Raw genomic sequence first — 26,440 nt, forward strand, 5'->3', positions numbered from 1 at the left:
CGGCACCGAAGAATCTGGGCCGCCCTGCTGGCCGCCCTGCTCGTGATGCTCGGCGTGCAGGCGATACCGGCGTCCGGGCAGCCGGAGGCGAAGGCCGCCGATCAGGTCCTCACCTGGACGGCCGGCAACGACATCGACAAGTACCTCTCGGCGCCGAAGACGGCGGTCGCGGGTACGGCCACGATCGTGTTCGAGAACAGCGTGGCCACGGGCAACACCATGGGCATGCCGCACACGCTGACGTTCGTGACGAGCGATCCCGAGTTCAACGACGACGTGACGCTCAACATCCTGGCCAATCCGAACGACGCCCAGGGCGGCAAGCACACCGCGCAGGTCACGCTCACGCCCGGCCGGTACTTCTACCACTGCACGATCCCCGGCCACGGCCAGATGCAGGGCATCCTCGTGGTGACCGAGGGCACCGGCGAGGACACCACGGCGCCCGAGGCGTCGGCGCATGTGAGCGGGACGCAGAACACGCAGGGCGAGTACGTCGGCTCGGCGAGCGTCGAACTGCACGCCACCGACGAGGGCGGGTCCGGCGTCGAGAGGATCGAGTACGCGATCGGCGACTCGGGTGCCTGGCAGCCGTACACCACGCCGATCGTCGTCGATCAGGTCGGCGCACACAAGGTCCGCTACCGCGCCTTCGACAAGGCGGGGAACGTCTCCGCCGAGAAGAGCGCGGCGTTCACGGTCGTGGCGCCGCAGTCGGACGACACGACCGCGCCGGAGACCTCGGCGACGGTGAGCGGTGAGCGCGATGCCGACGGAGCGTACATCGACATGGCGACGGTCACCGTCTCCGCCTCCGACACGGGTTCCGGCGTCAACACGATCGAGTACGCGATCGGTTCCGGGGCCTGGCAGCCGTACACCGCGCCCGTGATGGTGCACCAGGTCGGCACCCACACCGTTCGCTACCGCGCCACCGACAAGGCGGGCAATGTGGCGGCCGAGAAGAGCGTGCAGTTCAAGGTCGTCGCGGCGCCGCCTCAGGACACCACCCCGCCGGTGACGGGCGTGTCCGTGGAGGGCACCAGGAACTCCGCCGGGGCGTATGTCAACAGCGCCCGGGTGACCGTCACGGCGACCGACGCGCACGGTTCGGGCGTCGAGAAGATCGAGTACTCGCTCGACGGCGGGCCGTACCTCGCCTACTCGGCCCCGGTGGTGGTCGACCGGGCGGGCGGGCACACGGTGGCGTACCGGGCGAGCGACAAGGCCGGCAACACCGCGGCGGCACGCACCGTGTCCTTCACGGTCGTCTCCGGGCAGGTCCCGGCGCCCGACTGCCCGGAGTACGACGAGCGGTTGACGGTGATCGTCGGCACGGTCGACTCGGGAGTGCGCAACCGGGTGACCGACAACCGGTGCCGGATCGGCGAGCTGATCGAGGACGAGAAGGAGTGGACGTCCCACGCGCTGTTCCTCAAGCATGTGACGTCCGTCCTCGACGCCCTGCTGAAGGAGGGCGTGCTCGACCAGCGCGAGTACAACGCCGTCCGGAAGGCCGCCCGCCAGTCCGGCATCGGCAAGCCGGGGCAGACCGAGGGCTATCGCGCGCTCTTCGACGGCACCGCGGAGTCGCTGGCCAAGTGGCGGCAGGTGGGCGGCGGTTCGTTCGGGCTGAACGCGGACGGGACGATCACCTCCAGCACCACGACGCCCGGCATGGGCATGCTGTGGTTCCCGGAGCGCAAGTACGGCGACTTCTCGCTGAAGCTCCAGTGGCGTGACGACGCCCCGGGCACGGGCAACGCCAACTCCGGTGTGTTCGTGCGCTTCCCCTGGGTCCACGACCACCCGGAGGAGTCACGGCCGGAGTGGGTCGCCATCAAGTACGGGCACGAGGTGCAGGTGCTCGACCGGCCCGACGGCGACATGTACAAGACGGGGTCGGTCTACGGCTTCGACCGGGTGGGGCTCGCCGGTGCCGGCGTGACCCAGAAGGGCACCTGGAACGACTACGAGATCCGCGTGGTCGACCAGCACTACTCGGTGTACCGCAACGGCGTGCTGATCAACGAGTTCGACAACACCGGCGGCCAGGCCTTCACCCCGCCCCGCTCGGACGACCCGGGCACGGACGGGCGGCGGTTCGCCTCCGGCTACCTCGGGCTCCAGGTGCACGGCACGACGGATGTGGTGTCCTACCGGGACATCCGCATCAAGGAGCTGTAGGCGTCAAGGAGCCGTAGGAGGCTTCTCCTTGCGGGCCCTGCTCGGCTGTACCCGCCTCGGTTCACCCGGCATCTTCGGATACTCGGGCGGGTACGGCAGATCCCCCAGCCCGTGGTCGTGCTCGTCACGGCGGGCGAGGTCGAGCAGGGACTCCAGGGAGTAGCGGTGGTCGTCCATGTCCGCGTGCACATCGCCGAGTTCGGCGAAGCGCGCGGGCATCGTCGCGAGGTCGAAGTCCTGGGGGTGCGCGACCCCCACCTCGTCCCAGTTCAGGGGCGCGGAGACGGGGGCGTGCGGGCGGGGCCGTACGGAGTAGGCGGAGGCGATCGTGCGGTCGCGTGCCGTCTGGTTGTAGTCGACGAAGATGCGGCTGCCCCGCTCCTCCTTCCACCACTTGATGGTCACCTGGTCCGGCATGCGCCGCTCCAGCTCCCTGCCGACGGCGATGGCGGCGCGCCGGACCTGGGTGAAGGTCCAGCGGGGTTCGATGGGCACGAAGACGTGCAGGCCCCGGCCGCCCGAGGTCTTGGGGAAGCCGCGCAGTCCGCCGAACTCGTCGAGCACCGCCCGCAGTTCGTGGGCGGCGCGGGCGGCGTCGTCGTAGTCGGTGCCGGGCTGCGGGTCGAGGTCGATGCGGAGTTCGTCCGGGTGGTCGACGTCGTCGCGGCGTACCGGCCAGGGGTGGAAGGTGAGGGTGCCGAACTGGGCGGCCCACACCACCGCGCCGACCTCGGTGGGGCACATCTCGTCGGCGCTGCGGCCGCTGGGGAAGGTGATGTGCGCGGTCGGGATCCAGTCGGGCATGTTCTTGGGCGCCCGCTTCTGGAAGAAGTTCTCGCCGTTCATGCCCTCGGGGTAGCGCTCCAGGGTCGTCGGCCGGTCGCGCAGGGCGCGCAGGATGCCGGGGCCGACGGCGATGTAGTAGCGGGCGAGGTCCAGCTTGGTGAAGCCGCGCTCCGGGAAGAACATCTTGTCCGGGCTGGACAGCCGTACGGTCCGGCCGCCCGCCTGAAGTTCCACCGCGTCACCCATGCTCGACACGGTAGGCGCAGCGGGTGGGCCTCGCATGCGGAGCGTTCGGGCGTCACGGGGCACGCAGGCGGGTGGCGAGCAGGGTGACGTCGTCCTCGGTGGTGCCGTGCACCAGGCGGGCGAGGAGGGCGTCGACGACGCTCTCCAGAGGGCCGTCGAGGTCGAGGCTCAGATGCGTCAGGCGTCGCAGCGAGGAGTCGATGTCCCTGCGGCGGTCCTCGATCAGCCCGTCGGTGTACATGAGCAGGACGGTTCCGGGGCGCACCGGCAGGGTCAGTGCCTCGTAGCCGCCGAGGTCGGTGCCGAGGGGCGGTCCGGTCGGGACATGGACGAGTTCGGCCGGGGCGTCGGGGTGCAGCAGCACGGGCGGCGGGTGTCCGGCGCCGGCGAAGGTGCAGGTGCCCTGGCCGGGGTCGACGAGGGCGAGCAGACAGGTGGCCCACCCGGTCGAGGCCGATGCTCGCCAGCCGGTGGTCGGCCTCGGCCGGGGCGTCGGCCGGCATCGACAGCAGCGCGTCCTCGGCACCGGAGAAGAGCGACTTCAGCGGAAGCTGGTCGAAGCCCACGCGGATCCTCCTCGTCCGCCCCCTGATCGGAGCACGCCAGGTTCCAGTGTGTCGCCGGTGCCCCGCCTCCGCATCCTCGGGCGATCCCGTCCTGACCTGCGGCTTTCGCCTCGTCGCTCGACAGGCGGACCGCGGGGGCGGCTCTTAGAGTCGAGGCATGGATCTCCCGGTGATGCCCCCCGTGCTGCCCATGCTCGCCAAGTCCGTGGCGGCGATCCCCACGGGCATGCAGTACGAGGCGAAGTGGGACGGGTTCCGGGCGATCGTGTTCCGCGACGGGGACGAGGTCGAGCTCGGCAGCCGTACGGGCAAGCCGTTGACCAGGTACTTTCCCGAGCTGGTGACGGCTGTGCGGGAGCGGTTGCCGGAGCGCTGTGTGGTGGACGGGGAGATCGTGATCGCGCGGGAGGGGCATCTGGACTTCGACGCGCTGACGGAGCGGATCCATCCGGCGGACTCGCGGGTGCGGATGCTGGCGGAGCGGACGCCGGCCTCGCTCGTCGCCTTCGATCTGCTGGCACTGGGGGACGAGTCGCTGATGGACGTCCCGATGACCGACCGGCGGGAGCGGCTGGCCGGGGAGCTGGCGGGGGTGACGGCTCCGGTGTATCTGGCGCCGGCGACCACCGACATCGAGGTGGCACGGCAGTGGTTCGAGCAGTACGAGGGGGCGGGCCTGGACGGGGTCATCGCCAAGCCGCTGACCGTGCCCTACCGCCCGGACGTGCGCGCCATGTTCAAGATCAAGCACGAGCGTACGGCGGACGTGGTCGTCGCCGGGTACCGCCTGCACAAGAGCGGCCCGGTCGTGGGCTCGCTGCTGCTCGGCCTGTACGACGACCGGGGCACCCTCCAGCATGTGGGCGTGTCCGCCGCCTTCCCGATGAAGCGGCGTGCCGAGCTGGTGGAGGAGCTGGAGCCGCTGCGCCTGGACGACGCCCAGGGGCATCCGTGGGCGGCCTGGTCCGACGAGGCCGCGCACGAGAAGGCCCGGCTGCCGGGGGCGCCGAGCCGCTGGTCGGGCCGGAAGGACCTGTCGTGGGTGCCGCTCAGGCCGGAGCGGGTGGCCGAGGTGGCGTACGACCACATGGAGAACGGGCAGCGCTTCCGGCACACCGCCCGCTTCCGCCGCTGGCGCCCGGACCGGACCCCCGAGAGCTGCACCTACGCGCAGCTCCAGGAGCCGGTCCGCTACGACCTGGCGGAGATCCTCGGCGCGTAGCGTCACGCCGGTTCAGGGCTGCATCAGCACCTTGACCGCGCCGTCCTGCTTGCGCTGGAACATCTCGTAGGCGTGCGGGGCCTCCGACAGCGGCACCCGGTGGGTGGCGAAGTCCTCGACGCCGAGCGGGTCCTCGTCGGTCAGGTACGGAATGATGTCGTCGCTCCAGCGGCGGACGTTGGCCTGGCCCATCCGGATCTGGATCTGCTTGTCGAACAGGGTGAGCAGCGGCAGCGGGTCCGCCAGGCCGCCGTAGACACCGGACAGCGAGAGGGTGCCGCCGCGGCGCACCAGTTCGATGGCGGTGTTCAGCGCGGAGAGCCGGTCGACGCTGAAGCGTTCGGCGAGCGGGCCGCTCAGTTTGCGGGGCAGGATCGCTGAGGCGCTCTGCACCATGCGCGCGGCCGCGCTGCCGTGGGCCTCGGTGCCGACCGCGTCGATCACGGCGTCGGGGCCGCGGCCGTCGGTCTCGTCGCGGATCGCTTCGATCAGTTCCTTCTCGTCGTCGAAGGACCTGAGGTCGAAGGTCTCCACGCCCCGTGCGCGGGCCCGGCGCAGCCGCTCCGGAACCAGGTCCACACCGAACACCCGTCCGGCACCCCGGAGCCGGGCGACGCGGCAGGCCATGTCGCCGATGGGGCCGAGGCCGAGCACGGCGACGCTGCCGCCCTGCGGGACGTCGGCGTAGGCGACGGCCTGCCAGGCGGTGGGCAGCACGTCGGAGAGGTAGACGAAGCGGTCGTCGGGCGGGCCCTCCGGGACCTTGATCGGGCCGAACTGCGCCTGCGGGACCCGCAGATACTCGGCCTGGGCCCCCGGCACCGCTCCGTACAGGCGGGTGTAGCCGAACAGGGCGGCACCCATGCCCTCGCCGCTGACCTGGGTGGTCTCGCACTGGGTGGGCAGGCCGGTGAGGCACATCCAGCAGTTGCCGCAGGCGATCTGGAACGGCACCACGACCCGGTCCCCGGCCTGGAGGTCCGGTACACCGGCGCCGACCTCCTCGACGATGCCCATGGGCTCATGGCCGAGGATGTCGCCCGGTGTCATGAACGGCGTGAGCACTTCGTACAGATGCAGGTCGGATCCGCACAACCCGCTGGAGGTGATGCGGATGATCGCGTCCGTCGGCTCCTGGATCGTCGGATCGGGCACGTTCTCCACCCGCACGTCCCGCTTGCCCTGCCAGGTCACTGCCCTCATCGCCTCGCGCTCCCTCCGTCGGCGTGCGCGTCGGTCGTTTCGGCTCGGTCGTTTCGGCTCGGCCATTTCGGAGAGGCCCGGGTACCCGGGTGGCCCGTGGCGAACCTTGAGCCGATCGACGGACGCGACGGGGACACCGTCCCGCCAGAAACGATCGAATGTGGCCATCGATGCTCAGATAAGCGCACAATCATGACAAACGAATGACTTGAGGCGCGGTGGCGACGGTGGGCATGGGACGAGAAGCGCGCGGACGGCGGGCCGCTACGACGGCGGCGCTGCTGGCCGCGACGGTGACGGCGGCCCTGGCGGCGGGCTGTACGAGCGGGGGCGGGCCGCCCGACGACGGCCGGGGATCGGCCACCGCCTCGGAGCGCGGCGCCTCACCCGGGGCGACCGACGGCTCGGTACTCGCCGTCAAGATCGACAACGCCGGTACGGCCCGGCCGCCCACGGGCGTCGATGCCGCGGACGTGGTGTACGTGGAGCAGGTCGAGGGCGGGCTGAGCCGTCTGATGGCGGTGTACGCCACGAAGCTGCCGCAGGCGGTCGGTCCGGTGCGCAGCGCCCGTGAGTCGGATCTGGAGCTGCTGCGCCAGTTCGACCGGCCCACGCTCGCCTTCTCCGGCGCCCAGACGAAGCTCCTGCCGCTGATCGACAAGGCGCCGCTGCGGGCGGCGACGCCGGGCAGCGCCTCCGACGCCTTCTTCCGCGACCCGGACCGGTCCGCCCCGCACAACCTCTATGTGCGGCCCGAGCGGATCGTGCCGGAAGCCCCGGGCCGGGACGCCCTGACCACCGGCTTCCGCTACGGCTCCGCCCCGGCGGGCGGCACGGCGACGCCCTCGCAGACGGTGCGCTATCCGGCGGCCCGCTTCACCTTCACCTGGTCGGACTCCCGGGACCACTGGCTGATCGGCATGGACGGCACACCGGCCGCGACGGCCGACGGCAAGCGCATGGCGGCGGCGACGGTCGTCGTGCAGTACGTGAAGGTGCGCGAGTCCGCCTTCCGGGACTTCCTCGGCAACAACACGCCGTACACCGAGACGGTGGGCTCGGGGAAGGCGAAGGTGCTGCGCGACGGGCGGGCCTACGACGTGAACTGGGAGCGCGAGGACGCCACGGACGGCACGGCGTTCACCACCCGTGACGGCACACCCGTGAACTTCGCGAAGGGCCAGGTGTGGGTGGTGTACGCCAAGGCGCCCTGACCGGATCGCGCGGGCCGGGCCCGCCGCGTCGGTCAGCGGGGCGCCACCAGGGACTCCCCCGGGTTGCGCAGGCCTTCGGCCGCGTCCGACACACGCCGGATGAGGTCGAAGAACACCGTCTGCTCCTCGGCGGTCAGCGGCGCGAGGAAGATCTGGTTCATCCGGGCGGTGCGCACGGTCAGCTTGCGGTGGGTGCGCACGCCCTCTTCCGTGAGCCGGAGCAGGAAGCGGCGGCCGTCCTGCGGGTCACGGACCTTGTCGAGCAGCCCGCGCCGGATGAGCCGGCTGATCACCTCGGCGATGGTGGAGCGGTCGAGCCCCACCCGCTCCCCCGCCGTGCGCTGATCCAGGCCGGGCTCGGCGACGAGCGTGTTGAGGACCGCGTACTGGGGCGAGGTGATCTCCTCGGAGACCATCGTGTTCCACAGCAGGTAGTGCGCCTGCTGGAGCCGCCGGGCCAGGTGCCCGGGGTGGGTGGTGAGGTCGGCCGCCGCCATGTGCACCCCTCCGTAGTTTTCGTTGGTGCACTGAACAATACCGACCCGTTCCCCGGCTGTCTGCCGGCCGCACCAGGGATCAGAGACGCATTCTCCGAGGTCTTGACGCCCTGCTGTGGCGATGGCAGCGTGAAAGGAGCTTCACGGAAATACTCAGTGCGCTGACTAATCGAGGTCGGGGTGCTCGGAAGAGATGGGGCTTCTCGGATGGACAAGGTGGTCGCCACAGCCCTGGAGGCGGTGGCCGACGTGCCCGACGGCGCGTCGCTCGCGGTGGGCGGATTCGGGCTGAGCGGTGTGCCGAACGTGCTGATCCAGGCGCTGTACGAGCGCGGGGTGGCCGGGGTGTCGGTGGTCTCCAACAACTGCGGGGCGATGGAGTCGGGCCTCGCGGTCCTGCTCGCCGCCGGCCGGATCGCCCGGGTGACGGGCTCCTACATCGGCGCGAACAAGGAGTTCGCCCGGCAGTACCTGGCCGGGGAGCTGGAGGTCGAGCTGATCCCGCAGGGCACCCTGGCCGAGCGGCTGCGGGCCGGCGGCGCCGGAATCCCCGCCTTCTACACCCCGGCCGGGGTGGGCACCCAGGTCGCCGACGGCGGCCTGCCCTGGCGCTACGACGGTGAGGGCGGGGTCGCGCTGGCCTCACCGCCGAAGGAGGTCCGGGAGTTCGACGGCGAGGAGTTCGTGCTGGAGCGCGGCATCCGTACCGACTTCGCTCTGGTCCGGGCCGCGAAGGGCGACCGGCACGGGAACCTGGTCTTCAACAAGTCCTCCCGCAACTTCAACCCGCTGGCCGCGATGGCCGGGCGGGTGACGATCGCCGAGGTGGAGGAGCTGGTGGAGCCCGGCGAGATCGATCCGGACGCGGTGCATCTGCCCGGCATCTTCGTGCAGCGGGTACTCGCGCTCACCCCGGAGCAGGCGGCGGACAAGAAGATCGAGCGGCGGACGGTGAGCAGCTGATGGCCTGGACGCGTGAACAGATGGCCGCGCGGGCCGCGCGCGAGCTGCGGGACGGCCAGTACGTCAATCTCGGCATCGGCCTGCCCACGCTCATCCCCAACTACCTGCCCGAGGGCGTCGAAGTCGTCCTCGAATCGGAGAACGGCATCCTGGGCACCGGCCCTTACCCCACCGAGGACACCGTCGACCCGGACCTGATCAACGCCGGCAAGGAGACCGTGACGGTCCTGCCGGGCGCGTCCTTCTTCGACTCGGCGCTGTCCTTCTCGATGATCCGGGGCGGGCACATCGACGTCGCGGTGCTGGGCGCCATGCAGGTGTCCGAGCGGGGCGACCTGGCCAACTGGGCGATCCCCGGCAAGCTGATCACCGGCATCGGCGGGGCGATGGACCTGGTGCACGGCGCCCGTACGGTCGTCGTCGTCATGACCCACACCGCCAAGGACGGCTCCCCCAAGATCCTCACCGAGTGCGCCCTGCCGCTGACCGGCAAGGGGTGTGTGAACCGGATCATCACCGACCTCGGCGTCCTCGACGTCACCGACGACGGGCTCATCCTGGTCGAGACCGCGCCGGGCGTGAGCGCCCAGGAGATCGTCACCAGGACCGACGCCGAACTGACCGTGCCGGAGGGACTGAAGTGAAGGACGTCTACATCGTCGACGCGGTCCGCACCCCGATCGGCCGCTACAACGGCGGGCTGGCCTCGGTCCGCCCGGACGACCTGGGCGCGCACGCGATCCGCGAACTGCTCGCCCGCACGCCGGAGTTGGATCCTGCGCGCGTCGAGGACGTGTACTTCGGCAACGCCAACGGTGCCGGTGAGGAGAACCGCAACGTCGGCCGCATGGCGGCCCTTTTGGCGGGCCTGCCCACCTCGGTGCCGGGTGTGACCGTCAACCGGCTGTGCGCGTCCGGGCTGGAGGCGGTCATCCAGGCGGCCCGCGCGATCGCGGTCGGGGACGCCTCGATCGCCGTGGCCGGTGGCGTCGAGTCGATGACCCGGGCGCCCTATGTGCTGCCCAAGTCCGACAGGCCCTTCCCGGCCGGGCACACCGAGCTGTACTCCACGACTCTGGGCTGGCGGATGGTCAACCCGAGGATGGAGCCGCAGTGGACGATTCCGCTGGGCGAGTCGGCCGAACTCATCGCCGACAAGCACAAGATCAGCCGCGAGCAGCAGGACGAGTACGCGCTCGGCAGCCATGAGAAGGCCGCGCGGGCGCGGGAACAGGGTCTGTTCGAGGCGGAGTCGGTGCCGGTGGCGGTGCCGCAGCGCAAGGGCGATCCGGTGGTCTTTGACGCCGACGAGTGTGTGCGTACGGATGCCTCCCTGGCGTCGATGGCCAAGCTGAAGCCGTCGTTCCGTGAGGAGGGCGGCACGGTGACGGCGGGTAACGCGTCACCGCTCAACGACGGTGCGGCTGCCCTTCTTCTGGTCGACGAGGAAGGTCTGAGGGCCACGGGGCGCGAGCCGCTGGCCCGGGTGTCCGCGAGCGGCGTCAACGCCCTCGACCCGGACTACTTCGGACTCGCTCCGGTCGAGGCCGTCAACCGGGCTCTGGCCAAGGCGGGTAAGGGGTTTGACGACCTGTCCGTGCTGGAGCTGAACGAGGCGTTCGCGGCGCAGGTGCTGGGGTGTGTGGCCGAGTGGCCCGAGTTCGACCCGGCGATTCTCAATCCGCAGGGTGGGGCGATCGCTCTGGGGCATCCGCTGGGTGCGTCCGGGGCTCGGCTCGCCGGGACGGTTGCGCATCAGCTTGCCCGGCGGGGCAGTGGCGTCGGTGTTGCCACGCTCTGCATCGGGGTGGGTCAAGGCCTTGCGCTCGTTCTGGAACGTTAGGCGTTCGGCTGCGGGCCGTCCGTGGCCGGTCGCGCAGTTCCCCGCGCCCCTTTAGGGCGAGAACCTCACGAACCTTTTCAGGGAACCCCATGACTCTCACTCAGCACGACATCGATCAGGAGATCGCGGCCGAGCACGCCGCGTACGAGAAGCGGCTCGCCGACGGCGGGCCCGTCGAGAACCAGCCGCGCCGCGATTACGCGCCGTACCGCTCCTCGGTACTGCGGCACCCCAAACGGCCGCCGGTCACCATCGACGTCAGCAAGGACCCGGAGCTGGTGGAGCTGTCCTCCCCGGCGTTCGGGGAGCGGGACATCACCGAGATCGACAGTGACCTCACGCGGCAGCACGACGGTGAGCCGATCGGTGAGCGCATCACCGTCTCGGGCCGGCTGCTGGACCGCGACGGCCGCCCGGTGCGCGGCCAGCTCGTGGAGATCTGGCAGGCCAACTCGGCGGGGCGTTACGCCCATCAGCGTGAGCAGCACGACGCCCCGCTGGACCCGAACTTCACCGGCGTGGGCCGCACGCTCACCGACGCCGAGGGGCACTACCGCTTCACCACGGTCCAGCCGGGCCCGTACCCGTGGCGCCAGCACGTCAACGCCTGGCGGCCGGCCCACATCCACTTCTCGCTCTTCGGCTCGGCGTTCACCCAGCGGCTCGTGACGCAGATGTACTTCCCGAGCGACCCGCTGTTCCCCTACGACCCGATCATCCAGTCGGTGACGGACGACGCGGCCCGGCAGCGGCTGGTCGCCACCTACGACCACAGCCTGTCGGTGCCGGAGTTCTCGATGGGCTACCACTGGGACATCGTGCTCGACGGGCCGCAGGCCACCTGGATAGAGGAAGGGCGCTGACCTGCCATGACGAAGATCGACGCGAGCCGCCCGGAGAGCGTGCTGCCCACCCCCTCGCACACCGTCGGCCCGTTCTACGGCCACGCCCTGCCGTTCCGCGGCGGTGAGGACATCGCACCCGCCGGGCATCCGGACACGGTCACCGTGCACGGGTACGTCACCGACGGCGAGGGCAACCCGCTGCCGGACGCCCTGATCGAGTTGTGGGGGCCGGACCCGGACGGCAACCTGGCGACGGCCGACGGTTCGATGCGGCGCGACCCGGCGTCGGGGGGCTTCCTGGGGCGCAACGGCGTGGAGTTCACCGGGTGGGGTCGCATCCAGACCGACGCGAACGGCCACTGGTACGCGCGCACCCTGCGACCCGGCGCACGCGGGCGGAACGCCCCGTACCTCAGCGTGTGCGTCTTCGCGCGCGGGCTGCTGGTGCACCTGTACACCCGGATCTATCTGCCGGGCGATACGGCGGCGCTGGCCGCCGACCCGCTGCTGTCCGGGCTGGAGGACGGGCGCCGCGACACGCTGATCGCCGTGGCGGAGGCGCGCGGCACGTACCGTTTCGACATCCGCCTTCAGGGCGAAGGCGAGACGGTCTTCCTGGAGTTCCAGTGACAACTGCGCACGGCGACACCGGCCTGCTCGCCCCCGGGTGGGCCGACTCGGCGGCCGCGTCCGCGACGAGCGACCACGCGTATCTGCGGGCGCTGCTCGACGCGGAGGCCGCGCTGACCCGGGCCCAGGCCGCGCTGGGGCTCGCCCCCGCCGAGGCGGCGACGGCGGTGACCGAGGCGGCAGGCTCCGGTGCCTTCGACGTCCGGTCCCTCGCCGAGCGGGCCCGCGCGGGTGGCAACCCGGTCATCCCGCTGGTCGCCGAGCTGACGAAGGCCGTCGGCGAGGAGTACGGCCCCTACGTCCACCGGGGCGCGACCAGCCAGGACATCATGGACACGGCGACGATGCTGGTCGCCGCGCGCACCCTGGACCTGGTCCTCGCCGGCCTCGGACGCACCGAGCAGTCCCTCGCCCGGCTGGCCGCCGAACACCGTGACACCGCGATGCCGGGGCGGACGCTCACCCAGCACGCCGTACCGACGACCTTCGGGCTGAAGGCGGCCGGATGGCGGGCGCTGGTCCTGGACGCACGTGACCGGACGACGGCCGTACGGGACTCACTGCCCGCTCAACTCGGCGGCGCGGCGGGCACATTGGCTGCCTTCGGGGCGTACGGCGCGAGCGATCCGACCGGACTGCCGACGGCGTACGCCCGTGAACTCGGCCTCAGGGCACCCGATCTGCCCTGGCACACCCTGCGGACACCCGTCGCCGATCTCGCCGGGTGCCTCGCCTTCACGGCGGGCGCGCTCGGCAAACTCGCCGTGGACGTCCTCACCCTGTCGCGCACCGAGATCGCCGAGGTCGCGGAGGGCAACGGCGGGGGCTCGTCCGCCATGCCCCACAAGTCCAACCCCGTACGGTCCACCCTGATCGCCGCCGCCGCGCGACGGGCACCGCAGCTCGCGGCCACGCTGTACGGCTCGCTGGCGGCGGAGGACGAGCGGCCTGCCGGGTCCTGGCACGCCGAGTGGGAACCGCTGCGGGACCTGCTGCGGCTGACCGGCGGGGCCGCCCGGGACGCCGTGGAGCTGGCCGAGGGACTGCGGGTCAGGCCCGAGGTCATGCGTGAACACCTGGACCTGACCGGCGGGTTGATCGTCTCCGAGCGGCTCTCCGCCGAACTGGCCCCGGTGCTGGGCCGCGCCCGTGCCAAGGAACTCCTCGCCCGACTGGCCGCCGAGGGACGCCCGCTCGCCGAGGCACCGGAGCTGGCGGACGTCGACCTCGACCCCACCCACTACACCGGCTCCGCCGGAGCCCTCACCGACCGCGCTCTGGAGCGACGTTGACACTCCTGAACCACCGCACCGAAGGGCCCGCCTCCGCTCCCCCGCTGCTGCTCGGCCCCTCCCTCGGCACGTCGTACGCCCTCTGGGACAAGGTCGCGCCCGAACTGTCGATCACCCACCGGGTGGTCCGTTGGGATCTGCCGGGGCACGGCGGTTCGGCGGCCGGGCTCATCGAGGCCGGCGCGACGGTCGGTGACCTCGCCGACCTGGTGCTGGCGCTCGCCGACTCCCTCGGCGTCGAACGGTTCGCGTACGCGGGTGTGTCGCTGGGCGGGGCCGTGGGGCTGCATCTCGCGGTGCACCGTCCGGAGCGGCTGTCGTCGCTGGCCGTGATCTGCTCCTCGGCGCACTTCAACGGGGCCAAGCCGTGGGAGGAGCGGGCCGCGCTGGTGCGGCGGGAGGGCCTGGCCGGGCTGGCGGAGGGCGCGGACGCGCGCTGGTTCACGCCCGGGTTCACCGTGCCGGAGCTGGTACGGGACCACCGGGACGCCGACCCGGACGCGTACGCCGCCTGCTGTGACGCGCTCGCCGCGTTCGATCTGCGCGACCGGCTGTCCGAAATCGCCGTACCGACGCTGCTGGTGGCCGGCCGCGAGGATCCGGCGACGCCGCCCGCGCATCTACGGGAGATCGCCGACGCGGTGCCGGACTCGACACTCGTCGAACTCCCGGGCGCCTCGCATCTGGCGCCCGCGCAGTGCCCGGAAGCGGTACTGACCGCGCTGCGGGCCCACTTCGGCGGGCCCGCCGGACGCGGGATGGAGGTGCGGCGGGAGGTGCTCGGCGACACCCACGTCGACCGGGCCCAGTCCAAGCAGACGCCCTTCACCGCGCGCTTCCAGGACTTCATCTCGCGCTACGCCTGGGGCGAGATCTGGACCGACCCGACGCTGTCGCGCCGCGAGCGCAGCATGATCACCCTCACCGCGCTGGTCGCGCACGGCCACTACGACGAACTGGCCATGCACGTCCGGGCCACCCGCCGGGGCGGGCTCACACCCGAGGAGATCGGCGCGGTACTGCTGCAGACGGCCGTGTACTGCGGGGTGCCCGCGGCGAACTCGGCGTTCGCGACGGCCCAGCGGGTGCTGGCGGAGGAGGACGGCACGGCAGGCTGACCCCGCCGGTCGTGGTCCGGGCTATGCCGGTCCTAGGCCGGCCGCGAGCACGGCCCGTGCCCGCTCCGCGAGGCCGTCCGCGCCGCAGGAGACCGCCAGGTCAAGGCCGCGTTCGAGGTCGCTCACCGAGCGGGCCATGATGCCGTACTCGATACGGGCCGCCGCATGCTCGTACTGGCAGGGCGACGCCTCCAGGTAGGTGATCGCCTGGGTGGCGAGCCGGACCGCGCGCTGCCCGGTCTCCAGGGCGGCGGCGCAGCGCAGGGCCTCGCCGATGGCGGTGTCCGTGCCGAAGCGCTCGGCCTGCCGCCGGACGTCGACGGCGAGCCGGGCGGCACGGGCCGGGTCCTCGGTGCTGAGGGCCCGGGCGAGGTCGGCCGCCCAGGGGACGAGCACGGGGTTGTGGTGGCCGCGTGCCGCCGCGGCCTTCTCTGCGGCCTCCAGTTCGTTGATGCCGTCTTTGGTACGGCCGACGGCCAGCAGCAGCCGCCCGCGCACCGAGCGCGGGTCCGGCAGGACGATGGTGGAGGGGTAGGGCGGGGCGAAGCCGTAGCGTTCGGCGACCTCCCAGGCCTCCTGGACATGGCCGCGGGCGAGCAGCGTGTCGACGAGGTTGCAGGTCGCGGACCAGTACAGCGGCAGGCCGCGTCCGACGCGCTCGGCGAGGCGCAGCGACTCGCGCAGGGACGCCTCCGCCTCCTTCAGCCGGCCGCGCCTGCGGTGGCCGAGCCCGACGTAGGCGTGGGCGAGCGCGAGGTGGCCGCCGCTCCAGCCGGCCGTCTCGTAGGCGCGCAGGGCCTCGTTGTAGAGGGTCTCGGCGCGGTCGAGGCGGTCGGTGAAGGCGTACGCGTTGGCCAGCATCAGCAGCAGCTCGATGCCCCACTCGGTGTCGGTCCAGCCGAGCCCGGGGGCCAGACGGCCGTTGACGAGGGCGCGGTCGCACAGCTCGGCGACCTCTTCGGCGTTCTCGCCGTGCATGAGGGCGTCGAAGCCGCGCAGCATGAGCAGCGCGCGCTCGGAGTTGTCCCGGCCGGTGCAGGTGGCGGCGAGGTCGGCGAGCCGCCGGGAGCGGTCCGGCGAGGTGGCCTCGCCCGCGTGTATGCCCTCCCACATGAAGTGCACGGCCTGGAGCCGCATCCGGGCGGGTCCGGGCCTCAGCCGGGCGGCCTCCGCCTCGACCGTGCGGACCGCCTCCTCCAGCTGGTCGTTGTGGAGCAGCGCCTGGGAGAGCCGGAAGACGGCGTCCACGCGCTGGTCCCCGCCGAGGCCGGGCATGGCGAGCGCGGTCCGCAGATGGCCGATGGTGCGGGCGGGCGCGGTCAGGAAGGTGGCCTCGGCCAGTTCGTACAGCACATGCGGGTGCGATTCGGGCCGGGGCGGTTCCTTCAGGGCGCGCTCCAGGCAGCGGCGGGCGGCGTCGGGCGCGCCGACGGCGAGGTGCTCGCGGGCGGCCTCGCGCAGTTGCCCGACGAGTTCCTCGTCGTCGTCCGGGTGGACTTCGAGGAGGTGGCGGGCGGCAGCGGCGGCGCCGCGCCCCTCGTCGGTGACGATCCTGGCGGCTATGCCGTGCATGGCGGTGCACAGGGCGTCCGGTATGGAGTTGTAGACGTCGGTGGCGATCAGCGGGTGGACGAACTCCAGGGCGCCGTCGGCGCCGCGGCCGGTCGCGGGGTCGGGGGTGGTGAGGATGCGGGCGGTGCGCAGCAGTTCGGCGCAGCGGCGGGCGTCGTCGGGCCGCAGGGTGGCGAGCTTGGCGACCAGGTCGGTGGAGATGCCGGTGCCGAGGATGGCGGCGGCCCAGGCGAACCGCGTGGCGTCGATGCCGAGTTCCTCCAGGCGGGCGACGAGGCCGCCGCCGCGGGCCGAGCGGTTCAGTTCGCGCAGTTCCCCGGCCCGGGCCTCGACGGGTTCGAGTTCGCTGTCCTGGACCTTGGCGAGGAGTTCGACGGTCTCGTAGGGGTTGCCCGCGGTGACGGCCCAGACCTCGCGGCAGAACGCGGCGTCCGCGTGCGGGCCGAGGGTGGCGCGGGTGAGTCCCGCCGTCGCGTCCGGGGTGAGGGCGCTCAGCGTCGTGACGGGGCCGTCCGCGGCGGCGGCGACGGTGTCGAGGTGGCGGGCGCTGGTGCCGGAGACCTCGCCGGGGCGGCGGGTGACGACGACCAGCACGGACATCTCGTCGAGGCGCTCGGCGAGTTCGGCGAGCCAGTGCAGGGTCTCCTGGTCGGCCCAGTGGGCGTCGTCGATGAGCAGGACCAGCGGCCAGTCCCGGCGGGCGAGCCGGCGCACGGCGGCGACCAGTCCGTCGCACACGCCCTGCGGGTCGGCCTGCCGGTCGCCGGGCTCCGCGATGCCGAGGGCGGGGCCGGCGATGTCGTACCAGTCGCCGAGGTATTCGCGGGCCTCCTCCGGGAGCATCGACACGAGGGCCGGCTGCAGCAACTGCCGTACCACGTTGAAGGGGACGGACCTGAGGGTCTCGCCGCCGCGTGCCGACCAGACCGTGCAGCCGCGGGCCTCGGCGATGCGGCGGGTTTCGGCCAGCAGCGTGGTCTTGCCGAGTCCGGCCTCGCCCCGGAAGACCAGCAGTCCGCCGGACGAGGAGCGGTCCGCGCACAGGTTGTCGACCGCCCGCGCGACGGCGGCGACTTCCTCGTCGCGCTCCCAAAGGGAAGCCGAGGCGGCGGCCGTGGGCCGTACCTCCGTCATCCCGCTACCTCCCCAAGTCGCCCGAACGACGTACAGACGTCGAGCGTAGCCGTCCGATTGCCTGAGCGGTGGGCGGTCCGGGCACCTGTTGCCGTGACGGGTGAAACCGACGGCGACCGTACGACGCATCCGGCCCGTCACCAGCCGCCTTGTGGTCAACAAGGCACAACGGTACGGGAGGTGACGGCCATTCACCAGGGACTGGACGCACGGCGCGGCCGACGGGCGCTGATCGCGGGGTCGGTGGGCAATCTCATCGAGTGGTACGAGTTCGGCGTCTACGGCTACTTCGCGACGATCATCGCGGCGCGGTTCTTCACGCCGGAGGGCGGCAGCGAGATCGAGGCTCTCGTGAAGACGTACGCCTCGTTCGCGCTCGCGTTCTTCTTCCGACCGGTCGGGGCGGCGCTTTTCGGCCGTCTCGGGGACCGCGTGGGCCGTCGGCCGGTGCTGGTCCTGGTGATCACTTTGATGACGGTGGCGACGACGCTGATCGGCGTGCTGCCGACCTACGCGCAGGCGGGTGCGCTGGCGCCCTGGCTGCTGACCTTCCTGCGGGTGCTCCAAGGGTTGTCGGCCGGTGGGGAGTTCGGCGGGGCGGTGTCGGTGATGACGGAGTTCGCTCCGCGGGGCCGGCGGGGGCTGTACGGGTCGTTGCAGTCGTTCACGGTGGCACTGGGGCTGCTGGGCGGTGCGGGCGCGGCGGCGCTGCTGGCCACCGTGCTGACCGAGGAGCAGCTCGGGGCGTGGGGCTGGCGGCTGCCGTTCCTGCTGACCCTGCCGCTGGGGCTGGGGGCGTTGTGGCTGAGGCTGCGGCTGGACGAGACACCGGAGTTCGTGGCGGAGCGGTCGCTGGAGAGACCTCCCCCGCGCGAGGTCGCGAGGGCGATCGCGCTGGGCGCGGGGCGGATCATGGGCTGGGCCGCGGCCGGTTACACGTTCCTCGTCGTGCTGCCGTCGTATCTGCAGAGTTCGCTGGGTGCGACCTTCCAGGAGGCGCTGGTCGCCACCGTGCTGGCCAATGTGGGCTTCGCGGTGACGATCGTGCCGGCGGGGCTGCTCAGTGACCTGCTCGGCCGGCGGGCGGTGATGCTGACGGGCGCGGTGCTGGTCGTGGTCCTGTCGGTGCCGCTGCTCAACCTTCTCCAGGAGCCCGGCGTTTCGAACTCCGTGAAGGGTGCGGCGGTGTGCGGCGCGGGTGCGGTGGTGGGGCTGTTGGCGGGCCCGGGACCGGCGATGCTGTCGGAGATGTTCCCGGCGCGGGTGCGCTACACGGGCCTGGGGCTCGCCTACGCGCTGTCCAATGCGGTGTTCTCGGGGTGCGCCGGGCTGATCATCACGGAGACGATCGAGCGGACGGGGAGCGTGGACATCCCCGCGTACTACGCGGCGGCGGCGTGCGCGGTGAGCGTACCGGCCCTGCTCACGCTGCCCGCGCGGCGGGTGCGCGGGGCGAAAGCGGTGGCGGAGAGGACGGGTTGAGGCGATGCGGGTGATCGGGCTGATGTCCGGGACGTCGTACGACGCGATCGACGCGGCGGCGGCCGAGCTGGAGCTCGTCGGCGACAGCCTGGTGCTGAAGCCGCTCGGCATGGTGAGCGAGGCGTACGACGGCGAACTGCGCGATGCCCTGTCGGCCGCGCTGCCGCCGGGGACCACCACCCTGGGCGAGGTGTGCCGGCTGGACACCCGGATCGGTCAGGCCTTCGCGGCGGCGGCGCTGCGGGCCGACCGGGAACTGTGCGTGGGACGAGCGGAGTTGGTGGCCTCGCACGGGCAGACCGTGTACCACTGGGTCGCCGAGGGCGAGGTCCACGGCACGCTCCAGCTGGGGCAGCCGGCCTGGATCGCCGAGGCGACCGGGCTGCCGGTCGTCGCCGACTTCCGGCCTCGTGACATCGCCGCGGGCGGGCAGGGCGCGCCGCTGGTCAGCCTGGTCGACCTGCTGTGGCTGCGCGGCCGTCCGGGCCGGCCCGTCGCACTGAACGTCGGCGGCATTGCCAACCTCACCGCCCTCGACGGGACCGCCTTCGACACCGGGGCGGGCTGCGCGCTGATCGACGCGGCGGCGCGGGGGTTCAGCGGCGGGGCCCTGGCCTACGACACGGACGGGGCCCTGGCCGCCCGGGGCCGGGTGCACGGGCCGCTGCTGGAACGGCTGCTCCAGGAGCCGTACTACGCGCTGCCCGCGCCCAAGACGACGGGCAAGGAGCTGTTCCACCTGGGGCATCTGCGGGACGCACTGGCCGGGTTCGGGACGCTGCCCGCCGAGGACGTCGTCGCGACCCTGACGATGCTCACGGCCCGGACCGTTGCGGACGCCGTGCGGTCGGTGGACGCGACGGAGGTGATCGCCTCCGGCGGCGGGACGCGCAACCCGGTGCTGATGAGGATGCTCGGGGAGCTGCTGCCCGGGGTTGCGGTGCGCGCCTCGGACGAACTGGGGCTGCCGTCCGGGGCGAAGGAGACCTACGCCTTCGCCGTCCTGGGCTTCCTGACCCTGCACGGCCTGCCCGGCACGTCCCCCGCGAGCACGGGTGCCCGGCATCCGAGCGTGCTGGGTTCGGTGACCCCGGGCCGGGACGGACTGCGACTCCCACCGCCCGCGCACCTGCGGCCGACCCGGTTGATCCTGGAATGACCGATCCTGGTCGACTCCTCTCATGCCTCTTTCACCGACGCCTCATACGGTGGGGGCATGACGCAGGAGACTCCTTCCGGGTGGTACCCCGACCCCGGCCAGAAAAGTGACGGGCCCGCCACCGAACGCTGGTGGGACGGCAAGGCCTGGACGGCCGACATCCGCCCGACCCAGCCGCCGACGCCTCCGGCGGCTGAGGGGGGTTCGGCTGCGACGAACTCGGGTGCTGCGGGCACCCCGGGCTCTGTTGGAGACTCGGGCGCGACTGACGGCCCGGCTCCCGCCGCGAGGAATCCGGCCGCCGCGGAGGCCTCTGCGCCTGCGAGGGACTCGGACAGCGGGAACAGTTCGGCCACTGCGGGCGATAACACCCCTGCGGCGGGCTCGGGCGCCGCAGGTGGTCACGCCCCTGCGGCGGGCTCGGGCGCCGCGGGCGGTCACGCCCCTGCCGCGGGCTCCGACGCTGCGGTGAATGCGGCCTCTGCCGAAGGCTCGGGCGCCGTCGGCGATTCTGCTCCTGCGGCAGGCTCAGGCGCCGCCGGCGATTCTGCTCCTGCGGCAGACTTGGGCACCGCGGGTGATTCGGCCCCGGCGGGGGATCCACCTGCTGCCGCACATCCGGACGCTGCCGGGCATGGCAGCGCCGCCGGGCAACCGGGACCTCCCGGATACCCGAGCACCACCGGACATCCGAGCGCCCCTGGCCACCCAGGCACCCCCGGGCACCCGGGCGCCACCGCATACCCAGGCACCCCCGGATACCCAGGCACGCCGGAACAACCCCCAGGGCCTGCCCAATACCCCAACGCCCCCGGATACCCCCACACCCCCGGATACCCGGCCGCCGGCGCCTACCCCGGCTACCCCGCCGCTCCCCCGGCCGCCCGGGGAAGCCGGCTGCGGGTCGGGATTGCCGTCGGGGCGGCTGTCGTTGTGCTCGCGAGCATCGGGGTCGGGGTGTACGCGCTGACCGACAACGGGGGCTCGGGCGGAGGTTCGGCCACCTCGCAGGGCCCGGGCGGGCCGGGAGCGCCCGGCGGCAATGGCGGGCCGTTCGGCGGACCGGGTGGCTCGGGGGGATCCGGCGACGATGGTGGCTCCGGAGATTCCGGCGGCTCCGGTGGGCAGAGTCCGTCCCCCGAGCAGTCCGAGCCGCCGAAGATCAGGAGCGGGTCGGTGACCGACGCGGTCAGCGGGATCAGCATGCCGATCCCGAAGGGCTGGTACGGCCAGGAGATCACGGTCGGCGCGCAGGTCACGTCCGACGACTCCTACAAGTGCCCCGGCGACACCTCCTCGACCTGCACGAAGGGCGGAGCCTACTCCGCTCCGGCCCTGGCCCTCGGCACCAAGGGCAGCACCCCCGAGGAGATCGCCAAGGCGGACATCTCGGCCAACGCGGAGGAGTCGTACGGCGGCAAGTCCTACGGCGGGATCACCTCCCACGACGTACTGGCGGCCAAGGCGGTGACCGTGGCCGGGCAGAAGGGCTACCTGGTCCGCTGGAAGGCCGTCACCAGCAAGGGCGCCGACGGCATCGTGGAGTCCCTCGCGTTCCCCTCCCCGGCGAACGCGAAGCAGATGGTCGTCGTCCGGTTCGGCGTGGACGCCGACCAGAAGGAGTCCGTCCTCGACGACATCGCCAAGGGCATCAAGGTGTCGACGGGCAGCGGCAACGGCCAGGACGTCTGACACAGAGCACAAGAACCGGTCGGCCGGGTGGGGCGCCCCCGCCGCTCACAGGGGAACCCCACCCGGCCGGGGGGTGCGCGCCGCCCCCGTCCCCACGGGTCGGCGCGGTCGGGTCACCGTCCTGTCATCCGACGGACGGCGGCCCGGGTCTCATCTCAGGCCCAGCGCCGGCAGCACGGCGGCCTCCACGAACCGGACCAGATAGTCCGGGTCGGCCCACTCGCCCTCCAGGACGGGCCGCACCCGCAGGACGCCGAACATCTGCGCAGGGATGTACTCCAGCGCCGGGTGATCGGCGGGCACCTCTCCCCTCTCGACGCCGCGCCGGATGATCTCCTTCAGCGCGGCGATCTCCGGTTCGATCAGGGCCTCGCGCAACGCCCGCTGCAACTCCGGGTCCTGAGGGGCCGCGTGGGCGAGCGCCTGGAGGAGCTGGGTGTCCCGGCCGGACAACTCCCCCGCCGCCCGGGCGGCCTCACGCAGATCGTCCGCGAGCGAGCCGGTGTCGATGCAGTGCGTCCGCCGGTGTGAGCGCAGCGCCGCCGCCACGAACTGGGGCTTGGTCTTCCACTGCCGGTAGAGCGTGGACTTGCTGCAGCGGGTGCTGGCGGCGATCCCCTCCATGGTGACGGAGTCGTAGCCGCACTCGCGGAGCTGTTCCAGCACGGCGTCGAAGAACTCCTGCTCACGCTCCGGCGTGATCTTGGAGCGGCGTGTGGCACCGACCGGCTCGGGTCGGTCGTCCGCAGCCTGCGGCGTCATGACCGTGCTCCTGGCTTCCCTCGGGCGGCCGAGACATTCCGGCCGGCAGTGTGTTCTACGTCTATCGATACGCCAGTGTACCGGAACGCGAGCGTATCGGTACACTGGCGTATCGGTACGCACTCGTACCGATAACAGCACCACCGTCACCGAAGGGGCCGGGGGATGAATGCCCGCACCGAGCCTGCGCCGGCGGGGTCCGACGCGACAGCGCGACCGCCGCACGTCATAGCCCGACCGCCGCTCGTCCGGGAGCTCCTGCTCGTCGCGGGGCTCTTCCTCGTCTACAAGCTCGGCCGGCAGCTGGCCACGGGCCACACCGGCGAGGCCTTCCACAACGCGCACCGCGTGTGGGACTTCGAGCGGGCGGTCCATCTGCCCGGCGAAGGGGCGGTGCAGTCCCTGCTGCTGCACGGCGACGCTCTGGTGCGTGTCGCGAACACCTACTACGCGACCGTCCACTTCCCGGCCACGGTCGCCTTCCTGGTCTGGCTCTATCTGCGCCGCCCGGCCCACTACGTCTGGGCCCGCCGGGTCCTGGCCGCCGTCACCGCCGCCGCGCTGGCACTGCACCTGCTCTTCCCGCTCGCCCCGCCCCGGATGCTGGCCGCGACCGGCCTGGTGGACACGGCCCGCGTGTACGGGCCGTCGGTCTACGGCGATCCCGCGACCGACTCCCTCTCGAACCAGTTCGCCGCGATGCCGTCACTGCACTTCGGCTGGGCCCTGATGGTGGCGATCGGCCTGATCGTCGCGACCCGGTCGCGGTGGCGCCTGCTCTGGCTGCTGCATCCGCTGCTGACGCTGCTGGTGATCGTCGGCACCGCGAACCACTACTGGCTGGACGCGATCGTGGCGACGGCCCTGCTCGCTCTCGCGCTCGCCGTGGTCCACGTGCCGCACCGCACGGCGACCACGGCGGGCCGCGCGCAGGGCGGGCTCGTACCCGCCCAGGGCCGAACCGAGGAGCAGGCACTCGCGGGAGCCGGCCGATGAACGCCGTCGTCGTCGCCGTCGCCCTGTCCCTCGTCTCCGCCGTCGCCTACGCGGCAGCGGCCGTCGCCCAGGAGCGGCTCGCCTCCCGCTCCCCCGGCTCGGGCGTGCTGCGGATGCTCGGCAGCGGCGCCTGGTGGTCGTCGGTCGGACTGAACGCGTCGGCCGCGCTGCTGCACGTCGTGGCCCTGAGGTACGGGCCGCTGACCGTGGTCCAGCCGCTCGGCGCGCTCACCCTGGTCGCGGCGGTGCCCATGGGTGCGCGGCTCGCGGGACGGCGGGTGAGCACGGTCGAGTGGAAGGGCACCGCGCTGACACTGCTCGGCCTGGGCGCGGTCCTGGTCACCGCGTCCGGCCCGGCGCCCGAGGAGGTGCTGAGCGTTCCCGAGGCGCTGGCCGTGGCGGGTGCCACCGCCGCCCTCATCGGAATGCTGTCCCGGCCGGGCGCCCGCCCGGGGCTGCGGCACGCGACCGCGTCCGGCATCGCGTCAGGAGTGGCCTCGGCCCTCACCCAGACCGTGACGGTGGCCGCGACGGACCGTTCGGGTCCGCTGCTGAGCGTCCAGGTGGTCGGGGTGGCGCTGCTCGTGGCGGCCTTCGCGGCCGGCGGGCTGCTGCTGTCGCAGGTGGCGTACCGGGGCGGTCTGGGCGCCCCGCTCGCCATGGTGACCCTGTCCAACCCGCTGGCCGCCGCGGTGATCGGGCTGTCGCTGCTGGGCGAACGCCTCCAGGGCGGCCCGGCGGGCGTGCTGCTCGCGCTCGCCGGGGCCGGGCTGGCGTCCTGGGGCGTGGTACTGCTCAGCAGGGCGACGCCCCAGGACCACGACCGTCCGGTGGACGACGACCATCCGGTGGCCGCCGTCCTGGCCCTGGAACCCGGCTCGGCCACGGCCGAACCGGTGTTGGTGCCCCGGCCGCACGATCCGGGGCACCTCTTCCCTGCTACCCGGTGATGATCGCCGGGTCGCTCACACCCGGCCGGCCGTTCTCGACGTGTCCCGCGAACCGCCGCAGGAACGCCGCGTCGCCCTCGACGGTGACGGTCAGGTCGTACCAGCGGCGGCTGCGGTCGAGGTCGACGGTCCGCCGTACCTTCGCGCCCGGGCGGACGGAGACGGTCGTGGGCTTGGCGCCGTAGCGGTCGGAGAGCTTCAGCCGTGCCGTGCCGGAGCCCTTGTTGGTGAAGGTCAGCTCGATGTCGTCACCGGTGTGGCGTGCGGTGACCTCACAGCCGGCCTTCTTGTTCGACCCCTTGAAGACCCGCACGAAGCCGTTCGGGCCGTGCACGGTCAGGTCGTACGAGCCCCCCGAATAGGCCGAGTTCCAGGTGTCGGAGAGCGACTTGCCGGCCTCGGTGGTGTACATCCAGGGGCCGTCGGTCCGGTTGCCGGAGGTGATGTGGAAGGCGGCGCCGGCCTTCGGCCCGGAGGCGAAGGCGAGGGTGAGCTTCCCGGCGGCGGCGTCGACGGAGGCGTCCACGTGCGGGGCGTACCTCAGCGGCCGGGTGCGGCGCGAGCCGCGTTCCTGCCGGGGCATGCGCGGGTCGGCGGGCGGGGCCGGCTTGTAGTCGGGGTGGCGTTCGCGGTCCTGCGGCTCGTACTCGTCGGTGCCGGGCAGCGGGACCGGTCGCGCGTCCTTGCGGGAGAAGTCGAACGCGGCCGTCAGATCGCCGCAGATGGCCCGGCGCCAGGGCGAGATGTTGGGCTCGCGCACCCCGAAGCGGCGTTCCATGAACCGCAGGATCGAGGTGTGGTCGAGGGTCTCCGAGCAGACGTAACCGCCCTTGCTCCACGGCGAGACGACCAGCATCGGCACCCGGGGCCCGAGGCCGTAGGGGCCGGCCGTGTTCTTCGCGTCGCCCGGGAAGAGGTCGAGGGAGACGTCGACGGTGGACAGACCGCGCGAGGCGTCCTTGGGCGGCAGCGGCGGCACCACGTGGTCGAAGAAGCCGTCGTTCTCGTCGTACGTGATGAACAGGGCGGTCTTCGACCAGACCTCCGGGTTGGAGGTGAGGGCGTCCAGGACCTGCGCGATGTACCAGGCACCGTAGTTCGAGGGCCAGTTGGAGTGCTCGGAGAAGGCCTCGGGGGCGGCGATCCAGGAGATCTGCGGCAGCTTGCCCGCCTTGACGTCCGCCTTCAACTGGTCGAAGTAGCCCTCGCCCGCCTTGGCGTTCGTGCCGGTGCGGGCCTTGTCGTACCAGGGGTCGCCGGGCTGGGCGCCCCGGTACTTGTTGAAGTACAGCAGGGAGTTGTCACCGTAGTTGCCGCGGTAGGCGTCCTCGATCCAGCCCCAGGAGCCCTTGGCGTCGAGGCCGTCGCCGATGTCCTGGTAGACCTTCCAGGAGAGGCCGGCCTGCTCCAGGCGCTCGGGGTAGGTCGTCCAGCCGTAGCCGAGTTCGTCGTTGCCGAGGACCGGGCCGCCGCCGGTGCCGTCGTTGCCCGTGTAGCCGGACCACATGTAGTAGCGGTTCGGGTCGGTGGAGCCGATGAACGAGCAGTGGTAGGCGTCGCAGACGGTGAAGGAGTCGGCGAGGGCGTAGTGGAAGGGGATGTCCTCGCGGGTCAGGTACGCCATGGTCGTGGTGCCCTTGGCGGGCACCCACCGGTCGTACTTGCCGCCGCGGTAGGCCTGGTGGCCGTCGGGCCAGGAGTGCGGCAGGCCCTCCAGGAACTGCATGCCGAGGTCGTCGGCGTCCGGATGGAACGGCAGGATCTCCTTGCCGTCCTTCTCCTGGTGCCAGACCGACTTGCCGTTGTCGAGCGCGACCGGACGCGGGTCGCCGAAGCCGCGGACGCCTCTCAGAGTCCCGAAGTAGTGGTCGAAGGAACGGTTCTCCTGCATCAGGACGACGATGTGCTCGACGTCCTCGATCGACCCGGTGCGGTGGTTCGCCGGAAGTGCGGCGGCGCGCTGGATGCTGGCGGACAGCGCACTGAAGGCCGTGGTGGCACCCGCGAGTTGAAGAAAGCGGCGCCGGTTTACTTCGGACATGAAGGACAGACCTCTCATCCTGAGGTGCTGGATGGCCGGA

General features: G+C 72.2%; 22 protein-coding genes and 1 pseudogene. 16 read left to right on the forward strand and 7 right to left on the reverse strand.

Going from position 1 to position 26,440, the window contains the following annotated elements:
- The first annotated feature begins 45 nt into the window (after positions 1 to 45).
- A complete protein-coding gene (locus tag NNW99_RS04480; RefSeq protein ID WP_251058071.1) occupies positions 46 to 2,187 on the forward strand; it encodes a family 16 glycoside hydrolase in 2,142 nt (713 codons plus the stop codon).
- Between the two features lie 3 nt (positions 2,188 to 2,190).
- Here NNW99_RS04480 and ligD read toward each other — a convergent pair whose 3' ends face one another.
- On the reverse strand, positions 2,191 to 3,219 hold the full coding sequence (gene ligD, locus NNW99_RS04485; protein ID WP_215117369.1) for a non-homologous end-joining DNA ligase: 1,029 nt from the start codon (positions 3,217 to 3,219) through the stop codon (positions 2,191 to 2,193).
- 52 nt (positions 3,220 to 3,271) lie between these two features.
- Entirely contained in the window at positions 3,272 to 3,745 is a 474-nt protein-coding gene (locus tag NNW99_RS04490; RefSeq protein ID WP_215117371.1) for a PP2C family protein-serine/threonine phosphatase, read from the reverse strand.
- Between the two features lie 197 nt (positions 3,746 to 3,942).
- Between NNW99_RS04490 and NNW99_RS04495 the strand changes: the two genes are divergently transcribed.
- Positions 3,943 to 5,007, forward strand: a complete 1,065-nt coding sequence (locus NNW99_RS04495) for an ATP-dependent DNA ligase (RefSeq protein ID WP_215117373.1) — start codon at positions 3,943 to 3,945, stop codon at positions 5,005 to 5,007.
- Between the two features lie 12 nt (positions 5,008 to 5,019).
- Here NNW99_RS04495 and NNW99_RS04500 read toward each other — a convergent pair whose 3' ends face one another.
- Complete coding sequence (locus NNW99_RS04500; RefSeq protein WP_215117375.1) at positions 5,020 to 6,210, reverse strand: zinc-dependent alcohol dehydrogenase; 1,191 nt, start codon at positions 6,208 to 6,210, stop codon at positions 5,020 to 5,022.
- 233 nt (positions 6,211 to 6,443) lie between these two features.
- On the opposite strand from NNW99_RS04500, the gene NNW99_RS04505 reads away from it, so the two are divergent.
- Entirely contained in the window at positions 6,444 to 7,424 is a 981-nt protein-coding gene (locus tag NNW99_RS04505) for a DUF3048 domain-containing protein (protein WP_215117377.1), read from the forward strand.
- Between the two features lie 32 nt (positions 7,425 to 7,456).
- On the opposite strand, the gene NNW99_RS04510 is transcribed toward NNW99_RS04505, so the two are convergent.
- The gene (locus NNW99_RS04510; protein ID WP_215117379.1) at positions 7,457 to 7,921 is read right to left on the reverse strand and encodes a MarR family winged helix-turn-helix transcriptional regulator; all 465 of its coding nucleotides are present in this window, start codon (positions 7,919 to 7,921) and stop codon (positions 7,457 to 7,459) included.
- 207 nt (positions 7,922 to 8,128) lie between these two features.
- Between NNW99_RS04510 and NNW99_RS04515 the strand changes: the two genes are divergently transcribed.
- The 7 genes from NNW99_RS04515 (at position 8,129) to pcaD (ending at position 14,612) form a co-directional block, all read left to right on the forward strand.
- On the forward strand, positions 8,129 to 8,884 hold the full coding sequence (locus tag NNW99_RS04515) for a CoA transferase subunit A (RefSeq protein ID WP_215117380.1): 756 nt from the start codon (positions 8,129 to 8,131) through the stop codon (positions 8,882 to 8,884).
- Complete coding sequence (locus tag NNW99_RS04520) at positions 8,884 to 9,528, forward strand: CoA transferase subunit B (protein ID WP_215117382.1); 645 nt, start codon at positions 8,884 to 8,886, stop codon at positions 9,526 to 9,528. Before NNW99_RS04515 ends, NNW99_RS04520 begins: the two co-directional genes overlap by 1 nt.
- A complete protein-coding gene (locus tag NNW99_RS04525; protein ID WP_215117384.1) occupies positions 9,525 to 10,727 on the forward strand; it encodes a thiolase family protein in 1,203 nt (400 codons plus the stop codon). The genes NNW99_RS04520 and NNW99_RS04525 overlap by 4 nt, the downstream gene beginning before the upstream one ends.
- Positions 10,728 to 10,816: 89 nt before the next feature.
- Entirely contained in the window at positions 10,817 to 11,590 is a 774-nt protein-coding gene (gene pcaH / locus NNW99_RS04530) for a protocatechuate 3,4-dioxygenase subunit beta (protein ID WP_215117386.1), read from the forward strand.
- A gap of 6 nt (positions 11,591 to 11,596) precedes the next feature.
- On the forward strand, positions 11,597 to 12,202 hold the full coding sequence (gene pcaG, locus NNW99_RS04535) for a protocatechuate 3,4-dioxygenase subunit alpha (RefSeq protein WP_215117388.1): 606 nt from the start codon (positions 11,597 to 11,599) through the stop codon (positions 12,200 to 12,202).
- The gene (pcaB, locus tag NNW99_RS04540) at positions 12,199 to 13,494 is read left to right on the forward strand and encodes a 3-carboxy-cis,cis-muconate cycloisomerase (protein WP_215117390.1); all 1,296 of its coding nucleotides are present in this window, start codon (positions 12,199 to 12,201) and stop codon (positions 13,492 to 13,494) included. The genes pcaG and pcaB overlap by 4 nt, the downstream gene beginning before the upstream one ends.
- Entirely contained in the window at positions 13,491 to 14,612 is a 1,122-nt protein-coding gene (gene pcaD, locus NNW99_RS04545) for a 3-oxoadipate enol-lactonase (RefSeq protein ID WP_215117392.1), read from the forward strand. Before pcaB ends, pcaD begins: the two co-directional genes overlap by 4 nt.
- 21 nt (positions 14,613 to 14,633) lie before the next feature.
- Here pcaD and NNW99_RS04550 read toward each other — a convergent pair whose 3' ends face one another.
- On the reverse strand, positions 14,634 to 17,318 hold the full coding sequence (locus NNW99_RS04550; protein ID WP_215117393.1) for an AAA family ATPase: 2,685 nt from the start codon (positions 17,316 to 17,318) through the stop codon (positions 14,634 to 14,636).
- 180 nt (positions 17,319 to 17,498) lie between these two features.
- Between NNW99_RS04550 and NNW99_RS04555 the strand changes: the two genes are divergently transcribed.
- The 4 genes and pseudogenes from NNW99_RS04555 to NNW99_RS04565 all read left to right on the forward strand — a co-directional run bounded on the left by NNW99_RS04555 (position 17,499) and on the right by NNW99_RS04565 (position 21,651).
- Positions 17,499 to 18,800, forward strand: coding sequence for an MFS transporter (locus tag NNW99_RS04555; protein ID WP_215117395.1), 1,302 nt, complete (start codon positions 17,499 to 17,501; stop codon positions 18,798 to 18,800).
- Between the two features lie 4 nt (positions 18,801 to 18,804).
- The gene (locus NNW99_RS04560) at positions 18,805 to 19,959 is read left to right on the forward strand and encodes an anhydro-N-acetylmuramic acid kinase (protein ID WP_215117397.1); all 1,155 of its coding nucleotides are present in this window, start codon (positions 18,805 to 18,807) and stop codon (positions 19,957 to 19,959) included.
- A gap of 57 nt (positions 19,960 to 20,016) precedes the next feature.
- A pseudogene (locus NNW99_RS39080) lies at positions 20,017 to 20,133 on the forward strand (DUF2510 domain-containing protein); the annotation flags it as partial.
- Between the two features lie 390 nt (positions 20,134 to 20,523).
- Complete coding sequence (locus NNW99_RS04565; RefSeq protein ID WP_370869193.1) at positions 20,524 to 21,651, forward strand: collagen-like protein; 1,128 nt, start codon at positions 20,524 to 20,526, stop codon at positions 21,649 to 21,651.
- 150 nt (positions 21,652 to 21,801) lie between these two features.
- On the opposite strand, the gene NNW99_RS04570 is transcribed toward NNW99_RS04565, so the two are convergent.
- Positions 21,802 to 22,413, reverse strand: a complete 612-nt coding sequence (locus NNW99_RS04570) for a TetR/AcrR family transcriptional regulator (protein ID WP_215117399.1) — start codon at positions 22,411 to 22,413, stop codon at positions 21,802 to 21,804.
- A gap of 165 nt (positions 22,414 to 22,578) precedes the next feature.
- On the opposite strand from NNW99_RS04570, the gene NNW99_RS04575 reads away from it, so the two are divergent.
- Positions 22,579 to 23,409, forward strand: coding sequence for a phosphatase PAP2 family protein (locus tag NNW99_RS04575; RefSeq protein ID WP_215117401.1), 831 nt, complete (start codon positions 22,579 to 22,581; stop codon positions 23,407 to 23,409).
- Positions 23,406 to 24,359 (forward strand): hypothetical protein, encoded by a 954-nt coding sequence (locus NNW99_RS04580; protein WP_215117402.1) that lies wholly within the window; start codon positions 23,406 to 23,408, stop codon positions 24,357 to 24,359. The genes NNW99_RS04575 and NNW99_RS04580 overlap by 4 nt, the downstream gene beginning before the upstream one ends.
- Here NNW99_RS04580 and NNW99_RS04585 read toward each other — a convergent pair.
- Positions 24,349 to 26,400 carry a phosphocholine-specific phospholipase C gene (locus tag NNW99_RS04585; RefSeq protein ID WP_215117403.1) on the reverse strand — a complete coding sequence of 684 codons (2,052 nt, stop codon included), beginning with the start codon at positions 26,398 to 26,400 and terminating at the stop codon, positions 24,349 to 24,351. The genes NNW99_RS04580 and NNW99_RS04585 overlap by 11 nt on opposite strands.
- Positions 26,401 to 26,440 lie beyond the last annotated feature (40 nt).

Source organism: Streptomyces sp. CRCS-T-1 (assembly GCF_024442335.1).
GTDB classification, from domain to species: Bacteria; Actinomycetota; Actinomycetes; order Streptomycetales; family Streptomycetaceae; genus Streptomyces; species Streptomyces koelreuteriae.

Coding starts and splice junctions, on each gene's coding strand:
- NNW99_RS04480 (WP_251058071.1), top strand. CDS start 46: ATGCTCGGCGTGCAGGCGATACCGGCGTCCGGGCAGCCGGAGGCGAAG.
- ligD (WP_215117369.1), bottom strand. CDS start 3,219: ATGGGTGACGCGGTGGAACTTCAGGCGGGCGGCCGGACCGTACGGCTG.
- NNW99_RS04495 (WP_215117373.1), top strand. CDS start 3,943: ATGGATCTCCCGGTGATGCCCCCCGTGCTGCCCATGCTCGCCAAGTCC.
- NNW99_RS04500 (WP_215117375.1), bottom strand. CDS start 6,210: ATGAGGGCAGTGACCTGGCAGGGCAAGCGGGACGTGCGGGTGGAGAAC.
- NNW99_RS04505 (WP_215117377.1), top strand. CDS start 6,444: ATGGGACGAGAAGCGCGCGGACGGCGGGCCGCTACGACGGCGGCGCTG.
- NNW99_RS04510 (WP_215117379.1), bottom strand. CDS start 7,921: ATGGCGGCGGCCGACCTCACCACCCACCCCGGGCACCTGGCCCGGCGG.
- NNW99_RS04515 (WP_215117380.1), top strand. CDS start 8,129: ATGGACAAGGTGGTCGCCACAGCCCTGGAGGCGGTGGCCGACGTGCCC.
- NNW99_RS04520 (WP_215117382.1), top strand. CDS start 8,884: ATGGCCTGGACGCGTGAACAGATGGCCGCGCGGGCCGCGCGCGAGCTG.
- pcaH (WP_215117386.1), top strand. CDS start 10,817: ATGACTCTCACTCAGCACGACATCGATCAGGAGATCGCGGCCGAGCAC.
- pcaG (WP_215117388.1), top strand. CDS start 11,597: ATGACGAAGATCGACGCGAGCCGCCCGGAGAGCGTGCTGCCCACCCCC.
- NNW99_RS04550 (WP_215117393.1), bottom strand. CDS start 17,318: ATGACGGAGGTACGGCCCACGGCCGCCGCCTCGGCTTCCCTTTGGGAG.
- NNW99_RS04560 (WP_215117397.1), top strand. CDS start 18,805: ATGCGGGTGATCGGGCTGATGTCCGGGACGTCGTACGACGCGATCGAC.
- NNW99_RS04570 (WP_215117399.1), bottom strand. CDS start 22,413: ATGACGCCGCAGGCTGCGGACGACCGACCCGAGCCGGTCGGTGCCACA.
- NNW99_RS04575 (WP_215117401.1), top strand. CDS start 22,579: ATGAATGCCCGCACCGAGCCTGCGCCGGCGGGGTCCGACGCGACAGCG.
- NNW99_RS04580 (WP_215117402.1), top strand. CDS start 23,406: ATGAACGCCGTCGTCGTCGCCGTCGCCCTGTCCCTCGTCTCCGCCGTC.
- NNW99_RS04585 (WP_215117403.1), bottom strand. CDS start 26,400: ATGTCCGAAGTAAACCGGCGCCGCTTTCTTCAACTCGCGGGTGCCACC.